The sequence below is a fragment of the Christiangramia aquimixticola genome, assembly GCF_048285835.1.
Classification (GTDB): Bacteria; Bacteroidota; Bacteroidia; order Flavobacteriales; family Flavobacteriaceae; genus Christiangramia; species Christiangramia aquimixticola.
On the sequence record NZ_JBLVTL010000002.1, the window covers coordinates 327653 to 345739 of the forward strand.

Here is an 18087-nt window from a genome sequence, read left to right on the forward strand (position 1 = left end):
TATTAATAATTCGGTTCAATCATTATGAAAGAGAAAAAGAACATAGACCGGATTTTTCAGGAAAAATTCAAGGATTTTGAAAAGGAGCCTTCAGAAAAGGTCTGGAGCTCAATCGCCTCAAAACTTGACGAAAAAGAAGAAAAGAAACCTTTTATACTGCCATTCTGGGCTAAAATTGGTGGAGTTGCCGCAGTTTTAGCATTAATTATGGCCAGTCTTTTCTTCAATAACGATCCATTTTCAAATAACAACAACGAGAATCCAATTGTTATTGAAGAACCTGAAAGTCCTAAACCAAATATAGAATCAGATAAATCCAGCATATCCAACACAACGAATTCTTCAGAGGTTGCAAATCATAATTCAGAAGAAGAGTCGCATGAAAAACCAGGTTTTAAGAATGAAAGTGCAACTATAACTGTAGCACAAACTAATTCTACTTCAGCAAATGAAAATAGAGGCAAGTATATTCAAAAGAAACCGGAACCTGTAGCTCACCGCTATAAAAACGAAATTAAAACCGTGAACAGAATTTCCAGTGCCGGGATTTATTCTCAGGATCAAATGGAAACCAGCTCTAATAGCGGATTGGCAAATTCTGTCCCATTGGATTCTTTAAACATGCCGCATAATCAAACTGAATCTTCACAGAATGCCTTGGCACTTTTAGAACAGCGAGAAGAAAAGGAAGAGAATAAGGATCAAAATATTTCTTCTAAAAAATTACAGTTATCCACATTTGCCGCACCGGTATTTTATGCCAATACAGGTAGTGGTAATGAGCTTTCGAACCAATTTGCAAACAATAAATCAACTTCTGAAATCACTTTTTCCTACGGGATGAAGATCGCCTACCAGGTTGGAAGTAAATTAAAGGTTAGAACCGGAATCAGCAAGGTAAACATGAGTAACAGAATTCAGGATATAAATTATTATCCAACCGCAACTTCCCAGGGTTTTGACAATCTTAGCCGCGTAGAAGATAATCTTGAGATAAGAACTGGCCTTCCTAATGAAGTTAACTCGAACCCGGCAATTGCTAATAACCTTGTTACAGGTGTCTATTCGCCCGGAGAGATCAATCAGCAATTCGGGTTTATAGAGGTTCCTGTTGAGCTGGAATATTCTGTTCTTGACAACAGGTTTGGAATGAATCTTATTGGAGGTGTGAGCAGTTTATTTTTAGATCAGAACCGTGTTGATCTTGTCGCAGGCAATTCTATAACCGTTTTGGGGACAGCCAATAATATTAATAATACCAGTTTTAGTACAAATATTGGGTTGGGACTTGATTATAAATTGAATAACTCCTTTGGAATAAGTGTGGAGCCTATACTTAAATATCAGTTCAACACCTTTACCAACGTAGATAATGTAAGACCATTAAATTTCGGAATTTACTCGGGGCTAAACTTTAAATTTTAAGTAACGGTTGGCTTTGTAAGTTCATCATAAATGATCTTATAGGTTTCCTCTTTCAGGTTTCGCCTATCCTGTTGTTCCAGTCCTTTGGTACAAAGAAAGGAATGGATTTTCACTCTAAGTTTCCCAGGACTGCCGGAAAAGAACTCGTAGGAAAACCTTTTTTTGGTATCATGGAAAGTGATTGGGATAATTGGAATTTGATGATCGATCGCCAAACGGAAAGCCCCATCTTTAAAGGTATCCAAAACGATATTCCTGTCATGTGGCACCCCTCCTTCAGGGAAAATACAAACACTGTTTTCCTGCTTTAACCTGCGCTGAGCTTCCTCAAAGGCCGCTTTACGGCTTTTCTGGTTCTGGCGATCTACCAGGATACAGGTGCGACGGTAGAAAAAGCCAAATATCGGGACCCTTCCTAATTCCTTTTTTCCGATAAAAACAAAGGGTTGTTTAATGACTACCAGCATTAACATGATATCAAGCATGGAGGCATGATTGGCCACAAGCATATAGCTTTTGTGTTCTTTAGGCCATTTTTCCGCTACAGTTTTTACACGGAAACCCATTCCGTACAAAATCATTTTTGCCCAGATCCTGGCACAGATAAAGAATTGAGGATAAAATTTTTCAGAAAAGGTAAAAACTATTAAAAAAGGAAGCATGAGTATAATTGGTAGCAGGATTAAAATGTAAAACCAGATCCTCCATAAAAGAATGGCTGCCAATTTGAAATATCTCATAGTTACCAAAAGTAATAAAATGAAAGGATTGAATTCTATAAAAAATTTACCTTTGCACCAAAATTCATAAAGTCAATGTCCAGAATACTTACAGGAGTACAAAGTACAGGAACACCACATTTAGGAAATTTACTGGGAGCGATCATGCCGGCGATTGAAATGGCGAATCAGCCACAAAACGATTCGTTTATTTTTATTGCAGATCTGCATTCGCTTACCCAAATAAAAGACGCTGAAACTTTAAGGCAGAATACCTACTCGGTTGCGGCAACCTGGCTTGCGTGTGGTCTTGACATTGAAAGAAGTGTATTTTACCGCCAGTCTGATATTCCTCAGGTTACAGAACTTTCATGGTACCTAAGTTGTTTTTTCCCTTATCAGCGGTTAACACTTGCTCATTCCTTTAAAGATAAAGCAGACAGGCTGGAAGATGTAAACAGCGGGCTTTTTGCCTATCCAATGCTTATGGCTGCCGATATTCTTTTATATGATGCAGAAATTGTTCCCGTTGGAAAGGACCAGTTACAACACCTAGAGATGACCAGAGATGTTGCCTCACGCTTTCATGCAAAAATGGGAGAAGTCTTTGTGCTTCCCGAAGCAAAGGTTGAGGAAGAGACTATGTACATCCCGGGAACCGATGGTGCTAAAATGAGCAAATCCAAGGATAACACCATTAACATTTTCCAGACAGATAAAAAATTAAGAAAACAGATCATGGGTATTGCTACAGACAGTACTCCGCTGGAAGAACCAAAAGATCCTGATACCTGTAATGTATTTGCGTTATACAAAATAATGGCTAGTGAGGAGCAGATAGCCGAAATGAGAAAGAATTACGAAGCCGGAGGTTACGGGTATGGTCATGCTAAACAGGCTCTGTTCGAATTAATAAAAGAAAAATTCGCCACGCCACGCGAGAAATATGAATATTACATCAATAACCTTAAAGAACTGGATAAAGCCCTTGCCATAGGTGCAGATAAAGCTAAAACTGTAGCCAATCAGGTTCTTAGTAAGGTGAGAGAGAAAGTTGGGTATTAAATTACCTCAAATAGTTTTCCAGGGAGTGGTCTTACCGCTCCCTTTAATTCCATATTCAACAGTAAAGAAGCAGTTTTAAAAGTGGGAAAATTGCAGTTCAGGGCTAATTGATCCAACTCGGTCTTTCCGCTATTTTCAAGGAACTGATAAATTTTTTGCTCATCATCCTCAAGATTTATAAATAACTGTTTTTGAACAACCTTAGGCTTATTTTCAGTCTTCCAACCGAGAATATATGCAACATCTGCCGCAGAGGTTAGCACATGAGCATTTTGAGCTTTTAGAAGATTATTGCACCCAAGACTATATTTATCTGAAGGTCTACCGGGAACCGCGAACACCTCTCGGTCATAGGAATTCGCAATATCTGCAGTTACCAGAGCTCCTCCTTTTTCTGCACTTTCAATTACTATTGTGGCTTCACTAAGCCCCGCAATAATCCTATTTCTTTTTAAAAAGTTATTCCGGTCAAAATTATCTGTACTCCAGAAATCTGTGTAGAAACCACCATTTTCTTCAATCTCCTTCACATATTTTTTATGGGTTCGTGGATAGATCTGGTTAAATCCATGGGCAAGGCAACCTACCGTTTGAAGGTTGTTCTTTACTGCTGCTTTTTGTGCAGTTATATCAACACCGTAAGCAAAACCCGAAACGATCACCGGATCAAGGGGAGCGATCTCTTCAATCAACTTCTCACAAAAAGCTATCCCGTGTGCAGTGATCTGCCGGGTGCCGACTATACTGATAATTCGCTTTTTTTGAAGATCTATTTGACCTCTGGAAAATAAAAGTACCGGCCCATCAAGACAATGTTTAAGTTTTTCCGGATAATCGGTATCCTGATAAAAATGAACTTTAATATTATTCTTTTCGATAAATTCCAGTTCAGCTTCAGCTTGCTTCAGATTTTTTGGATCGTTTAATTCACTCAGTCTGGTGGCCCCAATTCCATTAATCTTAAGTAAATTTCCTTTTTTCTCTTTGAAAATTTCTTTGGCTGATCCAAATTTTTTTAAAAGCTTTTTCGCCGTTGTATCTCCCAGATTAGGAACGTGTTGCAAAGCAAGAGTATATAAAAGGTCGTCATTTTCCATCCACAACAATTTGATTAAAATTAAAGAAAAAAACATTTGTTAATAAATTTAGTTTCGGTAATTTTAACCAACTGCCAATAACCTATATTTTTGCACTCAATGAATATTTCCAGCCACATACAAGACTTGCTTTATAGATACGAATGTGTAGTGTTACCAGGTTTTGGTGCATTCCTTTCACAAAAGCAATCAGCATACATTGATGAAGAATCAAATGAATTCTTTCCACCTAAAAAGGTTATTTCGTTTAACAGGCAATTGATCAAGAATGACGGTTTGCTTGCAAACTATATTGCCGAAGTGGAAAATGTTAGATATACCACTGCTAATAATATAATCCAGGAATTTGTTTACGATCTGGAAAATTCATTGCAGAATCAGTCCAAAGCTGAATTGGCTCATATTGGAAAGTTCTTTTTAGATGAAGAGGATAGATTGCAGTTCGAACCTTTTTCTGAAGTTAATTTCCTTACACAGTCCTTTGGTCTTGGTACTTATAAAGCCGAAGCTGTTAACCGTGAGGTTTATAAAAAGCAGGTTGAAGCACTGGAAGAAAAAGCTCCAATCGCTTTTACTCCGGAAAGAAGAAGGAATTCTGTTTTAAAATATGCAGCTATAGGTCTTGTAGCCCTTGGAATTTCAAGCTTTGCTGGTTTAAATATTTACAGCAGTCAGGTTTCCAAACATAATATTGCAGAGCAACAGGAAGCTGAAACTCAGTTACAACAACAAATCCAGCAGGCCACCTTTGTCATAGACAATCCTTTGCCGGCGGTAACTTTTGAAATAGAAAAGCAATCGGGTAATTTTCACGTGGTTGCAGGTGCTTTTAGAGTGGAAGAAAACGCTCAGAAAAAAGTAGATGAACTTCGTGAAGCAGGACATAAAGCCCGTCTTATTGGTGAGAATGCATATGGATTGCATCAGGTGGTTTATTCAAGCCATCAAACAAGAAGGGAAGCCATCAATAAATTATACGCGGTAAAAAAGACCAACGAAGCAGCATGGTTGCTGGTTCAGGAACTTTAATACTTCCTTAACGGCATATTTTGTGCTAACCTCCTTATTTTTGCAAAAAAATTTTCATGGAGGCTAAAGCACCAAGCGAATCCCGTACTACATTAACAGATCTTGTTCTACCAAGCGAAACTAACCCTTTAAACAATCTTTTTGGGGGAGAATTACTAGCGCGTATGGATCGGGCGGCAAGTATTGCTGCAAGAAGACATAGCCGCAGGATCGTGGTTACAGCTTCCGTAAATCACGTTGCTTTTAATAAAGCTATTCCGTTAGGAAGTGTAGTTACGGTAGAAGCAGCTGTTTCCAGGGCTTTTAAGAGCTCCATGGAGATCTTTATTGATGTTTGGGTTGAAGACCGGGAAAGTGGTCGCAGAACCAAAGCAAACGAAGCCATATATACTTTCGTGGCTGTAGATGAAACCGGTGCGCCTATTCAGGTACCACAACTTAATCCAGAAACTGAAATTGAAAAGGAAAGATATGCCGCGGCATTAAGAAGAAAACAGCTTAGCCTGGTTCTAGCCGGAAAATTAAAACCTGCAGAAGCTACAGAACTAAAAGCACTCTTCGAATAAACCTTGATAATCTAAAAGGCTCTTATCCTAACAAAAGGTTCTGAGCCTATCCCCTATTTTTTTACATTCTGAAAATCCAGTCTGCCGGATCCATTTTCTGGTCATTCTTATAAATCAGGAAGTGTAAGGTTGTTTTTCCCGTGGTTTTGCTGGTAGCGATCTCACCTATTTCCTGCTCGGTAGTTACCGTATCACCACGACTTACAAATACTTTTTCCAGGTTATTGTAAATGGTAATATAATCACCGTGTCTTACCATTACCGCCTTATTTGCACCTTTTACCGCCTGTACTTCACTCACAGTTCCATTAAAAACGGCTCTGGCTTTGCCACCTTTATCAGTATCTATCCGTACCCCGTTGTTATTCACCATTACAGATTTTACTACCGGGTGTGGCTGTTTCCCATATCTCATGGTAACCACTCCAGATCTAACCGGCCATGGTAATTTTCCCTTATTGTTATTGAAATCGGCCGCGAGAGCTTTTGCAGCAGGCGTCAATTCGTAAGTATTTCTCGAGGTGGAACCGGTTTCCTTGTTAGCCCGGGCAATAGACTCACGGATCATCCGGTCTATAGCGCGGTCAATTTCATCGATCTCTTTCTGCTTTTTCTTCAGTTGGGCCGCAAATTCCCCTTCCCTTTGCTTAATCGTAGCCATAAGCGCCTGCTGACTCTTTCTATTCTCTTCCAGCTGTGCTCTGGTTTTACGGTTTTCAGCAATTAATTTTTGTTTTTCTTCCTTCTGCTGAATAAGCTGCGAATTGAGTTTTTGCAATTCAAGGGTGTTCGCCTTAATTTCTTCTCCCTGCTGTTTTCTGTAATTGGTATACTGCTTCATATACTGAAGCCTTTTATATGCCTGAAGAAAGTTTTTGGAAGATAACAGGAACATAACCCTGCTTTGTTGAGACTTACTTTTATAGGATTTCTCGATCATGCGCGCATAATCTTCCTTTAATTGTTCCAGTTCCTTTCTAAGAGAACCAATTTTATTGGAGTTCGTAGTTAGTTCCCTGGTTAGCAAATTAGCCTGCTGGTTAGTAAGCTTGATAAGATCTTCGGTGGTTTTAATTTGTTGCCCCAGATCTTCAACCTGACTTAAGACAGATCTTTGCTTTTTTTGATTTGAGATCCTGAGTTCATTAATACGGGAAATCTCATTTCTAAGTTCGATACGTCTTTTTTCAAGGTCTTCTCTGTTAGTCTGGCCTGTGACCGACTGAAAACTTAGAATAAATATTAAAATGTAGAACAGGGAACGCGAGCAATCTTTTCCTATCATTTTAAGCTAATTTCTTCGTAACCGGATGGTATGTTAAATGGGAAACTTACTTCTTCATTAAAACTGATACTCCTGTAAGTAAGTTCAATATTGGTGCTACTACCGCCTTCATTAGCGATGATCTTTATATTTTCTGGGAACAAAAGTCCGTCTACATTCTGATAATTGGAATAAGTTATGGTTAAGCTTCTATTATCCTTTTCCTGAGCCAATTGCTGTGCAGAGGCTTTAAACGTCTTTGGATCCAGTAAAAACATCTTCTTCATAGCGGCATCCTTATCGTGCACAAACTGAAATCCCCTGGGAGATTGGAAAAAATTATAATCTTCAGATCTCAGATCATAAATTGCCTGGCCTATTAAAAGATTCTGCAACTTCTGAAAGTCCAGCGGAGTCTGTAAAAGATCACTAATGAGGCTAAAATCCCCATCAAAATATGTTTGAGAAACTTTCTCGTAATAGCTTACACTTTTAGGCGTAATATATGCTTTGGCTATTGGGAAACCAAGTAAGCTTGCGCTCATCCAAATAGCCTTATCCTTTTCCAGTCTAAAGCTAAGGTTTATGGATTGAGTTTTTTCTTCATTTTGATATACAGCACGCAGTTTTCCGGAAGCTGTTTTAAAATTAGCTTCTCCGGTATAATGTTTTTTGATCACAGAAACAGCTTCTGCATTCTTAGTGACTATTTTGCCTTTGTTTTTCCCTGTTCCGCAGGAAACAGTAAAAACAGCAATTAGAACCAGCAATAATATTCTCTTCATCATCAATTGATCTCCTTTAATATATTTTCAGCCTTACGGCGGTATTCTTCAGCTTTATCTGCATTTTTCATACCAGTATAGCTCAAAACCAGCTGAGAATAAAAATCGGCTTCCATTTTTTTATCCTCTATCAAATAGTCCAGACCTTCTTTCAGGCTGCTTTCTGCATTCCTAAAATCGGCAAGTTTATTTAGCGTCACTCCCTGTAACAGGTAGAATAAAGGTTGCGCTGGAAAATTTTCAAGTGCTTTTGAACTTACCTCACGGGCTGCTTCAAATTTCTGAAATTCCAACTGAAGTAAAAGCGTATTTTTTGTTAATTCAAAATTGGATGGATCTTTATCCAGACCAAGTTCAAAAAACTGCAGGGCATCTCTTCTATTATCCTTTTTTATATAATAGTCGCCTAACTTTTCATAGAGTCCGGTGGCATTCTCCCATTCTGTCAATTTGCCGGTTACTTCAATAAGCTCTTCTTCAAATTCAGGATTTACCTGTACAAAATTTAAAAAATCATTTAGCACCCTAAATTTACTTTCGGCATCTATCTCTTCACTTTGAAAAACGATTTTCATAGAAGCTGTAGCAGCCTCTGTATCGCCTTTTTCCAGATAAAACTTATACAGTGCCAAATGAGCAAGAGAAGAGCCGGGATTTGTTGCTAATAATTCCCTGGCGACTTTAAATGCTTCATCGTCCTCTCCCCTTTCACTATGTATATAGATCAAATTGAGATAATTCTGTTCAGATTCAGGGTTATTGGAGATGCTCTGTTGCAGGTTCTCTATTTGCGCACCGGTATTATTGGTTCTTGCATAGATCTGCCTCCTTAAAGCATTACGGTAGGAAGTGGCTCCCTGCTTTTTATCGAGCTCGTCGAGCAAATTAAGGGCCTTATCAAAATCTTCACTTAAGAGATAAAGGTTAGCAAGGTCTTCCTGATAATCTTCATTAAAACTTATTAGTTTCTTAACCGTAGCAATTGCGCCTTTATAATCCTGCGCCATGCCGTAAGTATGAAAAAGGTAAACCAGTACAGATTCCTTTTCCGGAGCAAGCTCATGAGCTTTTTTAAAATTTTTGATCGCTTCGCCATAATTAGACAATTCGCGGTAATTTTTTCCAAGCTCAAGGTAAATAACCGCTTTTTTCGGATCTATGGACCTACATTTCTTAAGGGAAGCGATCGCCTTTTCATAATTTTCGATGCCTTTTTGTTTTAAGGCTTCAAAAAAACATTCCTGAAAATCGTCACTAACATCCCCCAGATCATCCTGATTAACATCCTGTAAAACCGGTGGAACCTCCTGTGCCTTTAAGGGAAGAAGGAAAAATACCAGCAACAGGATGTTGATCAGTTTTTTCATATAATTATTCTAAAACAGAATAGTCACCAATGCTAATTTCGGTGAACTCTCCATTGTATTTTGCGTGATTACCAATCATGGCATTATTCAATTTTGCATTCTTAACTTCAGCAAAAGTTTGAATAAGACTATTTTTTATTGTTGAATTTTCAATTTTAGTTCCGCTACCTATAGAAACATTTGGGCCAATCTTTGCGTTAATCAGTTCTACATTCTCACCAATAAAGCAAGGCTCAGTAATTTCAGAATTTGTAATCTTTACTGAATCTGAAATCAATTTTTCACCATCCTGATGAAGAAAATTAAGCATTCTTCCATTGGTTTCCACGGTTACATTCTTGTTTCCGCAATCCATCCACTCGTCTACTTTTCCAGGAACAAATCTCAAACCGTTCTGTCTCATCGCTTCGATCCCATCGTTGATCTGATATTCACCGCCGCGCAATAACTTTGCGTCTAATACTTTTTGAAGCTCCTCTTTTAGAACTGCTACATCCTTGAAATAGTAGATCCCAATTACAGCAAGATCAGAAACAAACTCTTCAGGTTTTTCTACAAGATCTGTAATCTCGTTGTTCTGATTAAGTTTAACCACTCCATAAGCCGAAGGGTTTTCAACTTTTTTCACCCACATTACAGCATCTGCCGATTTATCAAGGTTAAAATCTGCCTTGAAAAGCGTATCTGCATAGGCTACAACCGCCGGCCCACTAAGTGATTCCTTGGCACACATAATGGCATGACCCGTTCCTAAAGGCTTATCCTGATAGTAAATGGTCCCTTTTGCACCAAGGCTGTTAGCAATCTTCATTAGATCATTTTCTACCTGCTCGCCAAAATCTTCACCAATAATAAATGCAACTTCATCTATCTTCTCATCGAGAACTTTAGCGATATCTTCTACAAGACGATGCACAATTGGTTTCCCTGCTATAGGAATTAACGGTTTTGGAACAGTTAAAGTATGTGGACGTAATCGTGAACCACGACCAGCCATTGGTACAATAATTTTCATTTTTAATTTTTTTCTAATTAATCAATTTAAGAACCTTTCCGCTCTTTGTTTTATTCATGTCCGGTGCTGCCAAATCCCCCGGCACCCCGGGAAGTCTCTCCAAGAATATCAACCTCATTCCAGGAAATGTGCTCATGTTTCGCGATCACCATTTGGGCAATTCTTTCCCCATTATTGATCACGAATTCTTCGTTGGACAAATTTACAAGTATCACTCCTATTTCTCCCCTGTAATCGGCATCAATTGTACCCGGTGCATTTAAAACGGTAATTCCTTTTTTCGCCGCCAGTCCACTTCTTGGTCTTACCTGAGCTTCATAGCCTAAAGGCAGCTCCATAAAAAGTCCTGTTTTCACTATGGTTCTTTCCAGAGGTTTCAGCGTAATTGGTTCTTCAATATTCGCCCGAAGATCCATTCCTGCCGAAAAATCTGTTTCATAATGCGGAAGTTTATGAGCCGATTTATTTATAATTTTTATATCCATGATCTAAGATTGTATGATTTTAAGGATTTGATCTTTTTCTGAAAAATAAACGATCCCTATAAATATCAATAATAAAGGGATACCCACGAAATAATTTCCACGGAAAAGATAAAAGGAGATAATTGAAAATATGATCGATACGACCAGATACCCCCCTATTTTCTTCATATTATAAGGAATTGGGTAATATTTCTGTCCAAAATAATAAGATAAAACCATCATGAGGCCATAAGCTGCGAGCGTTGCAATGGCAGACCCGGTATATCCCACAACCGGAATAAGAAGTAAATTGATAACCACGGTAAGCACTGCGCCTGCCACAGAGATGTAACCTCCAAACTTAGTTCTGTCGGTTATCTTATACCAGACAGACAGGTTATGATAAATTCCCAGAAATAGATTCGCAAGTAAAATTAACGGCACAATTTGCATTGCTTCCCAATAATCTGAATCATGGATGAGCAAAACCTTTAAAAGATCTGCAAAGACGATCACCGCCAGTAGAATTATACTTCCAAACACCACAAAATAATTGGTTATGGTAGCATAAGTATTGGCAGCGTTTTTAGATTCGGCATGGCTAAAAAAGAAAGGTTCAATTCCCAATCTGAATGCTGTTGCAAACAAGGTCATGAATAAAGCCAGTTTATAACAGGCTGAATATGCTCCAATTTGAGACCTGGCGATATCCTGCGGCAATAAATAGTCCAGCATGATCCTGTCAAAAACTTCGTTGACAGAAAAGGCAATTCCTGCAATAAGGACCGGGAAAGCATATTTCATCATCCTCTTCCACAAGGCCATTTTAAAACTGAATTCAATTTTAAAGTAAAACGGAAGCATAAGCAATAAAGTGATGCCGCTGGCGATCAAATTCGCGATGAAAACATAGCTTATTTCAAAATCCGGGATATATATACTATTTAAAACACTGAATTCAGTTGCAAGGTCTCCCAGATAAATAAGGAAGAATACATTAAGTCCAAGATTCACTGCTACATTGATGATCTTGATCACCGCATAGCGCATTGGTTTTTGAGAGGCCCGCAGCCACGCAAATGGGATTATCACCAGAGCGTCCAGTAAGAGGATCCAGATAGCCAGTTCAATATAGCGAAGCGGGATCCCAGTAAGGCCGGAGATCCACTCTTTAATCACAAAGGCCACACTAAGGAAGGCAAAGGACGAAATCACCAGAGACCAGCCGGAGGTGCTTAAAACATCAGTTTTATTATCCTTTTTATTATAAAACCGAAAAAAGGCCGTTTCCATTCCATAGGCCAAAACGACATTGAAAAGCACGAAGTATGCAAAAATTACCGATATTTCACCATACTCTTCTGTAGGCAAAACACCGGTATATAAGGGTACCAACAAAAAGCTCAACATTCTTGGCAACACTGTTGCCAGACCGTAGATAAATGTTTGTTGAAAGAGTTTCTTAAAAGTACTCAACAGGAGTTGGTTGGTTCAATACAAATATCTAAATAATTCAGGATAATTATGTCCTATGAATTATTCCTTTTCCACAATTCCTGTAAGCTTGTAGTATTTTAATTTGTCATTTTGGGTAAATACAAGAATAGCTTCATCTTCTTCTATGGAAAATGGGCTTTCTTCAGGCATTTGAGGAGGTTTATTCCCGTATTCCTTTGCGGGATCCACATCCATTACCATCTCACCGCTTCCCATGCGAAAATTGGCCACATATAGGTTTGGTTGATCCTCACTCTTTATCAAAGCCGATTTCATCCCGTGAAAGTATACCGCTTCCAAATTTACTCTGTTTTCCTGAATAGCCTTTACGGGAATATGTAAACTGATACCGTTGGAATTATAAGTATAGGAGATCTCACTAAACTGTGCCGGAGCTCGTTGCTGAAGGTCTTTATTACTTCCGCAAGAAGCAAAAATGGCTAATATAAATATTCCGGCTAATAATGGTAAGGTTCTTTTCATCATATAAGGTTTTATAGTTGAAGGTATAAAAACAAAACCCGTACCAAATAAAAAATGCCCTTCAAAAGAAGGGCATTTTTAAAATTTTATCTTCATTGCTATTAAAAGCAAATCAAGAATAAGACTAAATCAAATTCAGTTATAAAAATTAACCGTGAAGAGCTTCAGCACCACCAACGATCTCAAGGATCTCATTGGTAATAGAAGCCTGACGGGCTTTATTATAAGATAATTTAAGGTCATCTCTAAGTTCTTTCGCATTATCTGTCGCTTTATGCATCGCCGTCATACGTGCACCATGCTCAGAAGCAAAGGAATCTCTTAGCGCCTTGAATAATTGCATTTTCAAAGACTTAGGAATAAGTTCTTTTACGATCTCCAGTTTAGAAGGCTCAAAGATATAATCCAACTGTTTGTCGCTATCGCTTTCAAACTTTTCTATTGGAAGAAACTGCTCATCCATTACATACTGAGTAGCCGCATTCTTGAACTGGTTATAAACCACATCGATCTTGTCGAATTTCCCATCCAAAAATACCTGCATCAACTCTTCAGCAATTTCTGAAACGTTGTCAAAACTAAGATCATCAAAGATGGCATTGTCATTCTTGTAAACTGTAGAAGTCTTCTTAAGAATATCGTTACCCTTTTTACCAAGTGTCAGCACTTCAACGTGTTTTCCCTGGTATTCATTCTGGATCTTGTTTTTTACCTTCTTGATGATATTGGTGTTAAATGCACCGGCCAAACCTTTATTAGAGGAAATAGCAACGATCAATACATTATTCACCTCACGCTCTTCAGCAAATTTGCTTCCAGAGTCATCATCCAGAGTAGCACTTAAATCCTGTAGCAACTGAGTAAGTTTCTCTGCATAAGGTCTCATAGATGTAATTGCATCCTGAGCTTTGCTCAACTTGGCAGCCGATACCATTTTCATGGCACTGGTGATCTGCATGGTTGAAGAAACCGAAGTGATCCTGCTACGTAATTCTTTTAAGTTTGCCATTTTTATTTAGTATTGAATATTGATCAGTGAGTTAAAAAAACTGCTCAATACCTTTATAAATTCTATTTGTAAATACCGGGATTGAAGATGTTGAGCCTTCAATCCCTGTACTCAATACTATTTCTTGTACTTACCTGAAAGTTCTTTGGCAGCCTGAGTCAAAGTATCAATTACTTCGTCTGTAAGTTTTCCTGCCTTAAGAGTATCAAGAGTATCTCTATGCTTAGCATTTAGGTATTCAAGATATTCCAATTCAAATTCTTTCACTTTTTCTACCGGTACATCTCTTAACAGGTTCTTAGATCCTGCATAGATGATAGCGATCTGGTTTTCTACCGGGTAAGGATCGTTTTGTCCCTGTTTAAGGATCTCCACGTTACGCTTACCTTTTTCGATCACATTCATGGTAGCTGCATCAAGATCAGATCCAAACTTAGCAAATGCTTCAAGTTCACGATACTGAGCCTGGTCAAGTTTTAAAGTACCAGCTACTTTCTTCATCGACTTGATCTGAGCGTTACCACCCACACGAGATACAGAGATACCCACATCAATTGCAGGACGTACACCCGAGTTAAACAAGTCTGACGTTAAGAATATCTGACCATCTGTAATCGAAATTACGTTGGTAGGAATATATGCTGAAACGTCACCTGCCTGAGTTTCGATAATTGGAAGAGCGGTAAGAGAACCACCACCTTTTACCTTGTCTTTAAGACTATCTGGAAGGTCATTCATTTGTTTTGCGATATCATCATCAGCGATCACCTTCGCAGCACGTTCAAGAAGTCTTGAGTGAAGGAAGAATACATCCCCTGGATATGCCTCACGTCCCGGTGGACGACGAAGTAATAGGGAAACCTCACGATATGCAACCGCCTGCTTAGAAAGATCATCATAAACGATCAATGCAGGACGACCTGTATCTCTAAAATATTCACCAATTGCAGCACCGGCAAATGGAGCATAAACCTGCATTGGAGCAGGATCTGATGCGTTTGCAGCTACAATGGTAGTATATGCTAAAGCACCTTTATCTTCAAGGGTCTTGGCGATAGCCGCAACAGTAGAAGCTTTTTGTCCAATAGCTACATATATACAATAAACCGGTTCACCGGCATCATAGAATTCTTTCTGGTTAAGAATGGTATCGATACATACCACAGTTTTACCTGTTTGACGGTCACCAATTACCAACTCACGCTGCCCTCTTCCTACCGGTACCATGGCATCGATAGACTTAATACCAGTTTGTAATGGCTCGGTTACCGGCTGACGGTAAATTACCCCGGGAGCTTTACGCTCAAGTGGCATTTCAAAAGTCTCACCTTCAATTGCACCTTTACCATCAATTGGAGCTCCAAGAGTATCAACCACACGGCCAACAATCCCTTCTCCCACGTTGATAGAAGCAATTCGCTGAGTTCTTTTTACAGTAGAACCTTCCTTGATCTCTTTTGCAGGACCTAAAAGTACTACACCAACATTGTCTTCCTCAAGGTTAAGAACGATCCCTTCAAGACCACTTTCGAACTGAACCAATTCTCCATATTGAGCATTAGCCAGACCGTAAATGTTAGCAATACCGTCACCTACGGTTAGAACGGTACCCACTTCGTCTACAGAGGCCTTGGATTCAAAACCTGATAATTGTTGTTTTAATATTGCTGATACTTCAGCAGGATTTACTTCTGCCATAATTATTCAAGATAAAATGGTAAGCCTGAGCGTACCGGTTTTAATTAAATTTTTGAAACGTATGTGTTGTCTTTTAATTCTCTTTTAAGTCTTGTAAGATTTCTGGAAACACTTGCATCATATTGCAAATCTCCAACTCTTAACACGAACCCGCCAATGATATTCTCATCGATCACATTCTTAAGACTTGCCTCAGACCCTGTAAGCTCCTTTACTTTTGAAAGGATCACTTTTTCAAGTGCAGCATCTAAAGGGATAGCAGTTGTAACCACCGCTTGTTGAACATTATTCAGTTCATTAAACAATACGATGTACTGCCTTGCCACAAGGTGTAAAATACCAATTCTTCCATTTTCAAGAAGGATATCAATAGCACCTTTGCTAATAGTATTAAGGTCTTTGAAGATCTCCAACAAAGCGCTTTTTTTAATACTATTTTTAATTACAGGACTGGTAAGCATATTTTCAAGTTCCTTACTGTTCAATACAGTTTTGGAAATTGAATGCATATCCATATTCACAGCTTCCGCCGAATTTTGATCCTTTGCTAAAGAAAGGATTGCCTTTGCATATCGTTGTGCGGCTCTGGTTCCTCTCATAACTTAGTTTAGCTTAGCATCACCAAGCATCTTTTCGATCATTTGGTGTTGTTCATTTTTACCTGAAAGTTCCTTACGAACGATCTTTTCAGCGATTTCCACTGAAAGTTCTGCCACCTGATTTTTCAATTCAGCCATTGCAGATTGCTTTTCCAGCTCAATGCTTTTCTTAGCATCAGCCACAACTCTATCTGCTTTTGCCTTCGCTTCTTCAGTTGCAGAAGCAATGGTCTTTTCTTTTAACTCACGGGCTTCTTTAAGAATCGCATCTCTTTCAGCACGAGCTTCTTTAAGCAATTGCTCATTATCTGCCTTAAGGTTTTGCATATCCTTACGAGCCTTCTCTGCAGATGCTAAAGCATCGTTGATAGATTCCTCACGGTTTCTTACTGAATTAAGAATTGGCTTCCAGGCGAATTTAGCCATAAGAAGAAGCAATACTAGAAACACGATGGTTTGCCAAAAGAACAAGCCAAAATCGGGAGTTATTAAATCCATAGTTTTATAATAAAAATCGTTTAAACATCACTTTAAAAACTCTTCGCAACCAACCGTTGCGAAGAGCATTTTTTTTCTTGATTATCTAAGTACACCAAGTAGAGCAGCAACCACCCCAAAAAGGGCAACACCTTCTACAAGTGCAGCAGCAATAATCATTGCGGTCTGAATCTTTCCTGAAGCTTCTGGCTGACGAGCAATGGCGTCCATAGCAGAACCACCAATTTTACCCACACCAATTGCGGCTCCAACAACTGCTAAACCAGCTCCAAGAGCTGCAAGACCTACATACAATAATTCCATAACAGATAAATTAAAAATTAAAATTAATGATGTTCATGTTCCGCAACTGCCATCCCGATAAACAGGGCAGACAGCATTGTAAAAATAAACGCTTGAAGGAATGCTACCAGCAATTCCAGTATTGTAATAAAAAGTGCGAATGGCACCGAAATTCCGGCAACTCCAACACTTTCCAAAATAAATATCAATCCAAGTAAACTTAGTATAATGATGTGACCCGCTGTAATGTTTGCAAACAAACGAATCATAAGAGCGATAGGCTTAATAAAAACACCTAACACTTCCACCACAGCCAAAATTGGCTTAACAAAGGTTGGGATACCAGGCATCCAGAAAATGTGCTTCCAGTAATCCTTGTTTCCGTTCAGGATGATCAAAGCCAAAGTGAAAAGTCCAAGAGAAACAGTTACGGCGATATTACCGGTAACGTTTGCAGCTCCAGGCAACAATCCCAATAAGTTGGTGATCCAGATAAAGAAGAATACCGTTAAAAGGAAAGGCATAAACTTCATATATTTCTTTTCCCCAATTTGAGGTTTTGCGATCTCATCTCTAACAAAAAGAACCAAAGTCTCCAGTATATTGTTAAATCCAGAAGGTGCTTTGTCATTCTTTTTATGGAATCCAGAAAGTCCTATAAAGAACCATAACATAAGGATTACCGTTAAGAACATTGCAGCAACATTCTTAGTAATAGAGAAATCCATAGGCTCTGATGCGTTTAGTGGGTGATGCTCAGCATCAAACTCAACAGCTTCAGCTCCTTCGTTTAACATATAAATGTTTTCATGAAGATTCACGAATCTCATTCCGTCTTTTTCAACTACATGATGCCCTTCGGTATCATGATGAAATTCGCTGGACATGAAGGTTACCAGGCCATTGTCTGTCCATAAGATAACAGGTAATGGTAAGGTATAGGAATTTTCGCCTGATCCAAAGAAATGCCATCCGTGAGAATCACCAATGTGGTGAAGAATCATATCGGTTGGATTAAACTTTTCCTCAGTTTCCTGATCAACCGGATCGGCTGAAGCGGAAGCTACAAAAGGAAGTAAGGCGAAGGCTAGTGTAAACGTCACTATAATCTTAAAAGATTTATGTGCTATCATAGGACCTGTTCTGCTTAAAAATTATGGGCTCTAAATTTCCGTGCAAAGGTATACTTTTAATTTTTATCTGAAAGAAGCCGTTATAATTTTTT

General features: G+C 38.7%; 19 protein-coding genes. 4 read left to right on the forward strand and 15 right to left on the reverse strand.

What is annotated here, in order from left to right; all coding sequences use genetic code 11:
- Positions 1–24: 24 nt before the first annotated feature.
- Entirely contained in the window at positions 25–1425 is a 1401-nt protein-coding gene (locus tag ACNKXV_RS05095; protein WP_417906623.1) for a hypothetical protein, read from the forward strand.
- On the opposite strand, the gene ACNKXV_RS05100 is transcribed toward ACNKXV_RS05095, so the two are convergent.
- Positions 1422–1991, reverse strand: coding sequence for a lysophospholipid acyltransferase family protein (locus ACNKXV_RS05100; protein WP_417906624.1), 570 nt, complete (start codon positions 1989–1991; stop codon positions 1422–1424). The genes ACNKXV_RS05095 and ACNKXV_RS05100 overlap by 4 nt on opposite strands.
- A gap of 249 nt (positions 1992–2240) precedes the next feature.
- On the opposite strand from ACNKXV_RS05100, the gene trpS reads away from it, so the two are divergent.
- The gene (gene trpS / locus ACNKXV_RS05105) at positions 2241–3209 is read left to right on the forward strand and encodes a tryptophan--tRNA ligase (protein WP_417906625.1); all 969 of its coding nucleotides are present in this window, start codon (positions 2241–2243) and stop codon (positions 3207–3209) included.
- Here trpS and dprA read toward each other — a convergent pair.
- The gene (gene dprA, locus ACNKXV_RS05110; protein WP_417906626.1) at positions 3206–4306 is read right to left on the reverse strand and encodes a DNA-processing protein DprA; all 1101 of its coding nucleotides are present in this window, start codon (positions 4304–4306) and stop codon (positions 3206–3208) included. The two genes, trpS and dprA, sit on opposite strands and share 4 nt — an antisense overlap.
- Before the next feature lie 99 nt (positions 4307–4405).
- On the opposite strand from dprA, the gene ACNKXV_RS05115 reads away from it, so the two are divergent.
- Together ACNKXV_RS05115 and ACNKXV_RS05120 are read left to right on the forward strand one after the other, a co-directional pair.
- A complete protein-coding gene (locus ACNKXV_RS05115; protein ID WP_417906627.1) occupies positions 4406–5335 on the forward strand; it encodes an HU domain-containing protein in 930 nt (309 codons plus the stop codon).
- Positions 5336–5391: 56 nt separating this feature from the next.
- Positions 5392–5901, forward strand: coding sequence for an acyl-CoA thioesterase (locus tag ACNKXV_RS05120; RefSeq protein ID WP_417906628.1), 510 nt, complete (start codon positions 5392–5394; stop codon positions 5899–5901).
- 61 nt (positions 5902–5962) lie between these two features.
- On the opposite strand, the gene ACNKXV_RS05125 is transcribed toward ACNKXV_RS05120, so the two are convergent.
- The 13 genes from ACNKXV_RS05125 to atpB form a co-directional block, all read right to left on the reverse strand.
- Positions 5963–7186: a murein hydrolase activator EnvC family protein gene (locus tag ACNKXV_RS05125; protein ID WP_417906629.1), complete on the reverse strand. Its 1224-nt coding sequence runs from the start codon at positions 7184–7186 to the stop codon at positions 5963–5965.
- Complete coding sequence (lolB1, locus tag ACNKXV_RS05130; RefSeq protein ID WP_417906630.1) at positions 7183–7953, reverse strand: lipoprotein insertase outer membrane protein LolB1; 771 nt, start codon at positions 7951–7953, stop codon at positions 7183–7185. The genes ACNKXV_RS05125 and lolB1 overlap by 4 nt, the downstream gene beginning before the upstream one ends.
- A complete protein-coding gene (locus tag ACNKXV_RS05135) occupies positions 7953–9317 on the reverse strand; it encodes a tetratricopeptide repeat protein (RefSeq protein WP_417906631.1) in 1365 nt (454 codons plus the stop codon). Before ACNKXV_RS05135 ends, lolB1 begins: the two co-directional genes overlap by 1 nt.
- A gap of 4 nt (positions 9318–9321) precedes the next feature.
- The gene (locus tag ACNKXV_RS05140) at positions 9322–10332 is read right to left on the reverse strand and encodes a sugar phosphate nucleotidyltransferase (protein WP_417906632.1); all 1011 of its coding nucleotides are present in this window, start codon (positions 10330–10332) and stop codon (positions 9322–9324) included.
- 50 nt (positions 10333–10382) lie between these two features.
- Positions 10383–10817, reverse strand: coding sequence for a dUTP diphosphatase (gene dut / locus ACNKXV_RS05145; protein WP_417906633.1), 435 nt, complete (start codon positions 10815–10817; stop codon positions 10383–10385).
- A gap of 3 nt (positions 10818–10820) precedes the next feature.
- Entirely contained in the window at positions 10821–12272 is a 1452-nt protein-coding gene (locus tag ACNKXV_RS05150) for an oligosaccharide flippase family protein (RefSeq protein ID WP_417906634.1), read from the reverse strand.
- Positions 12273–12332: 60 nt separating this feature from the next.
- On the reverse strand, positions 12333–12779 hold the full coding sequence (locus ACNKXV_RS05155) for a hypothetical protein (RefSeq protein WP_417906635.1): 447 nt from the start codon (positions 12777–12779) through the stop codon (positions 12333–12335).
- A gap of 145 nt (positions 12780–12924) precedes the next feature.
- Positions 12925–13785, reverse strand: coding sequence for an ATP synthase F1 subunit gamma (gene atpG, locus ACNKXV_RS05160; RefSeq protein ID WP_417906636.1), 861 nt, complete (start codon positions 13783–13785; stop codon positions 12925–12927).
- Between the two features lie 117 nt (positions 13786–13902).
- Positions 13903–15483, reverse strand: coding sequence for a F0F1 ATP synthase subunit alpha (gene atpA, locus ACNKXV_RS05165; protein WP_417906637.1), 1581 nt, complete (start codon positions 15481–15483; stop codon positions 13903–13905).
- A gap of 44 nt (positions 15484–15527) precedes the next feature.
- The gene (gene atpH, locus ACNKXV_RS05170; RefSeq protein WP_417906638.1) at positions 15528–16082 is read right to left on the reverse strand and encodes an ATP synthase F1 subunit delta; all 555 of its coding nucleotides are present in this window, start codon (positions 16080–16082) and stop codon (positions 15528–15530) included.
- Positions 16083–16085: 3 nt separating this feature from the next.
- A complete protein-coding gene (locus ACNKXV_RS05175; RefSeq protein ID WP_417906639.1) occupies positions 16086–16580 on the reverse strand; it encodes a F0F1 ATP synthase subunit B in 495 nt (164 codons plus the stop codon).
- Between the two features lie 81 nt (positions 16581–16661).
- The gene (gene atpE / locus ACNKXV_RS05180) at positions 16662–16883 is read right to left on the reverse strand and encodes an ATP synthase F0 subunit C (RefSeq protein WP_072553516.1); all 222 of its coding nucleotides are present in this window, start codon (positions 16881–16883) and stop codon (positions 16662–16664) included.
- Positions 16884–16906: 23 nt separating this feature from the next.
- Positions 16907–17995: a F0F1 ATP synthase subunit A gene (gene atpB / locus ACNKXV_RS05185; RefSeq protein WP_417906640.1), complete on the reverse strand. Its 1089-nt coding sequence runs from the start codon at positions 17993–17995 to the stop codon at positions 16907–16909.
- Between the last annotated feature and the right edge of the window lie 92 nt (positions 17996–18087).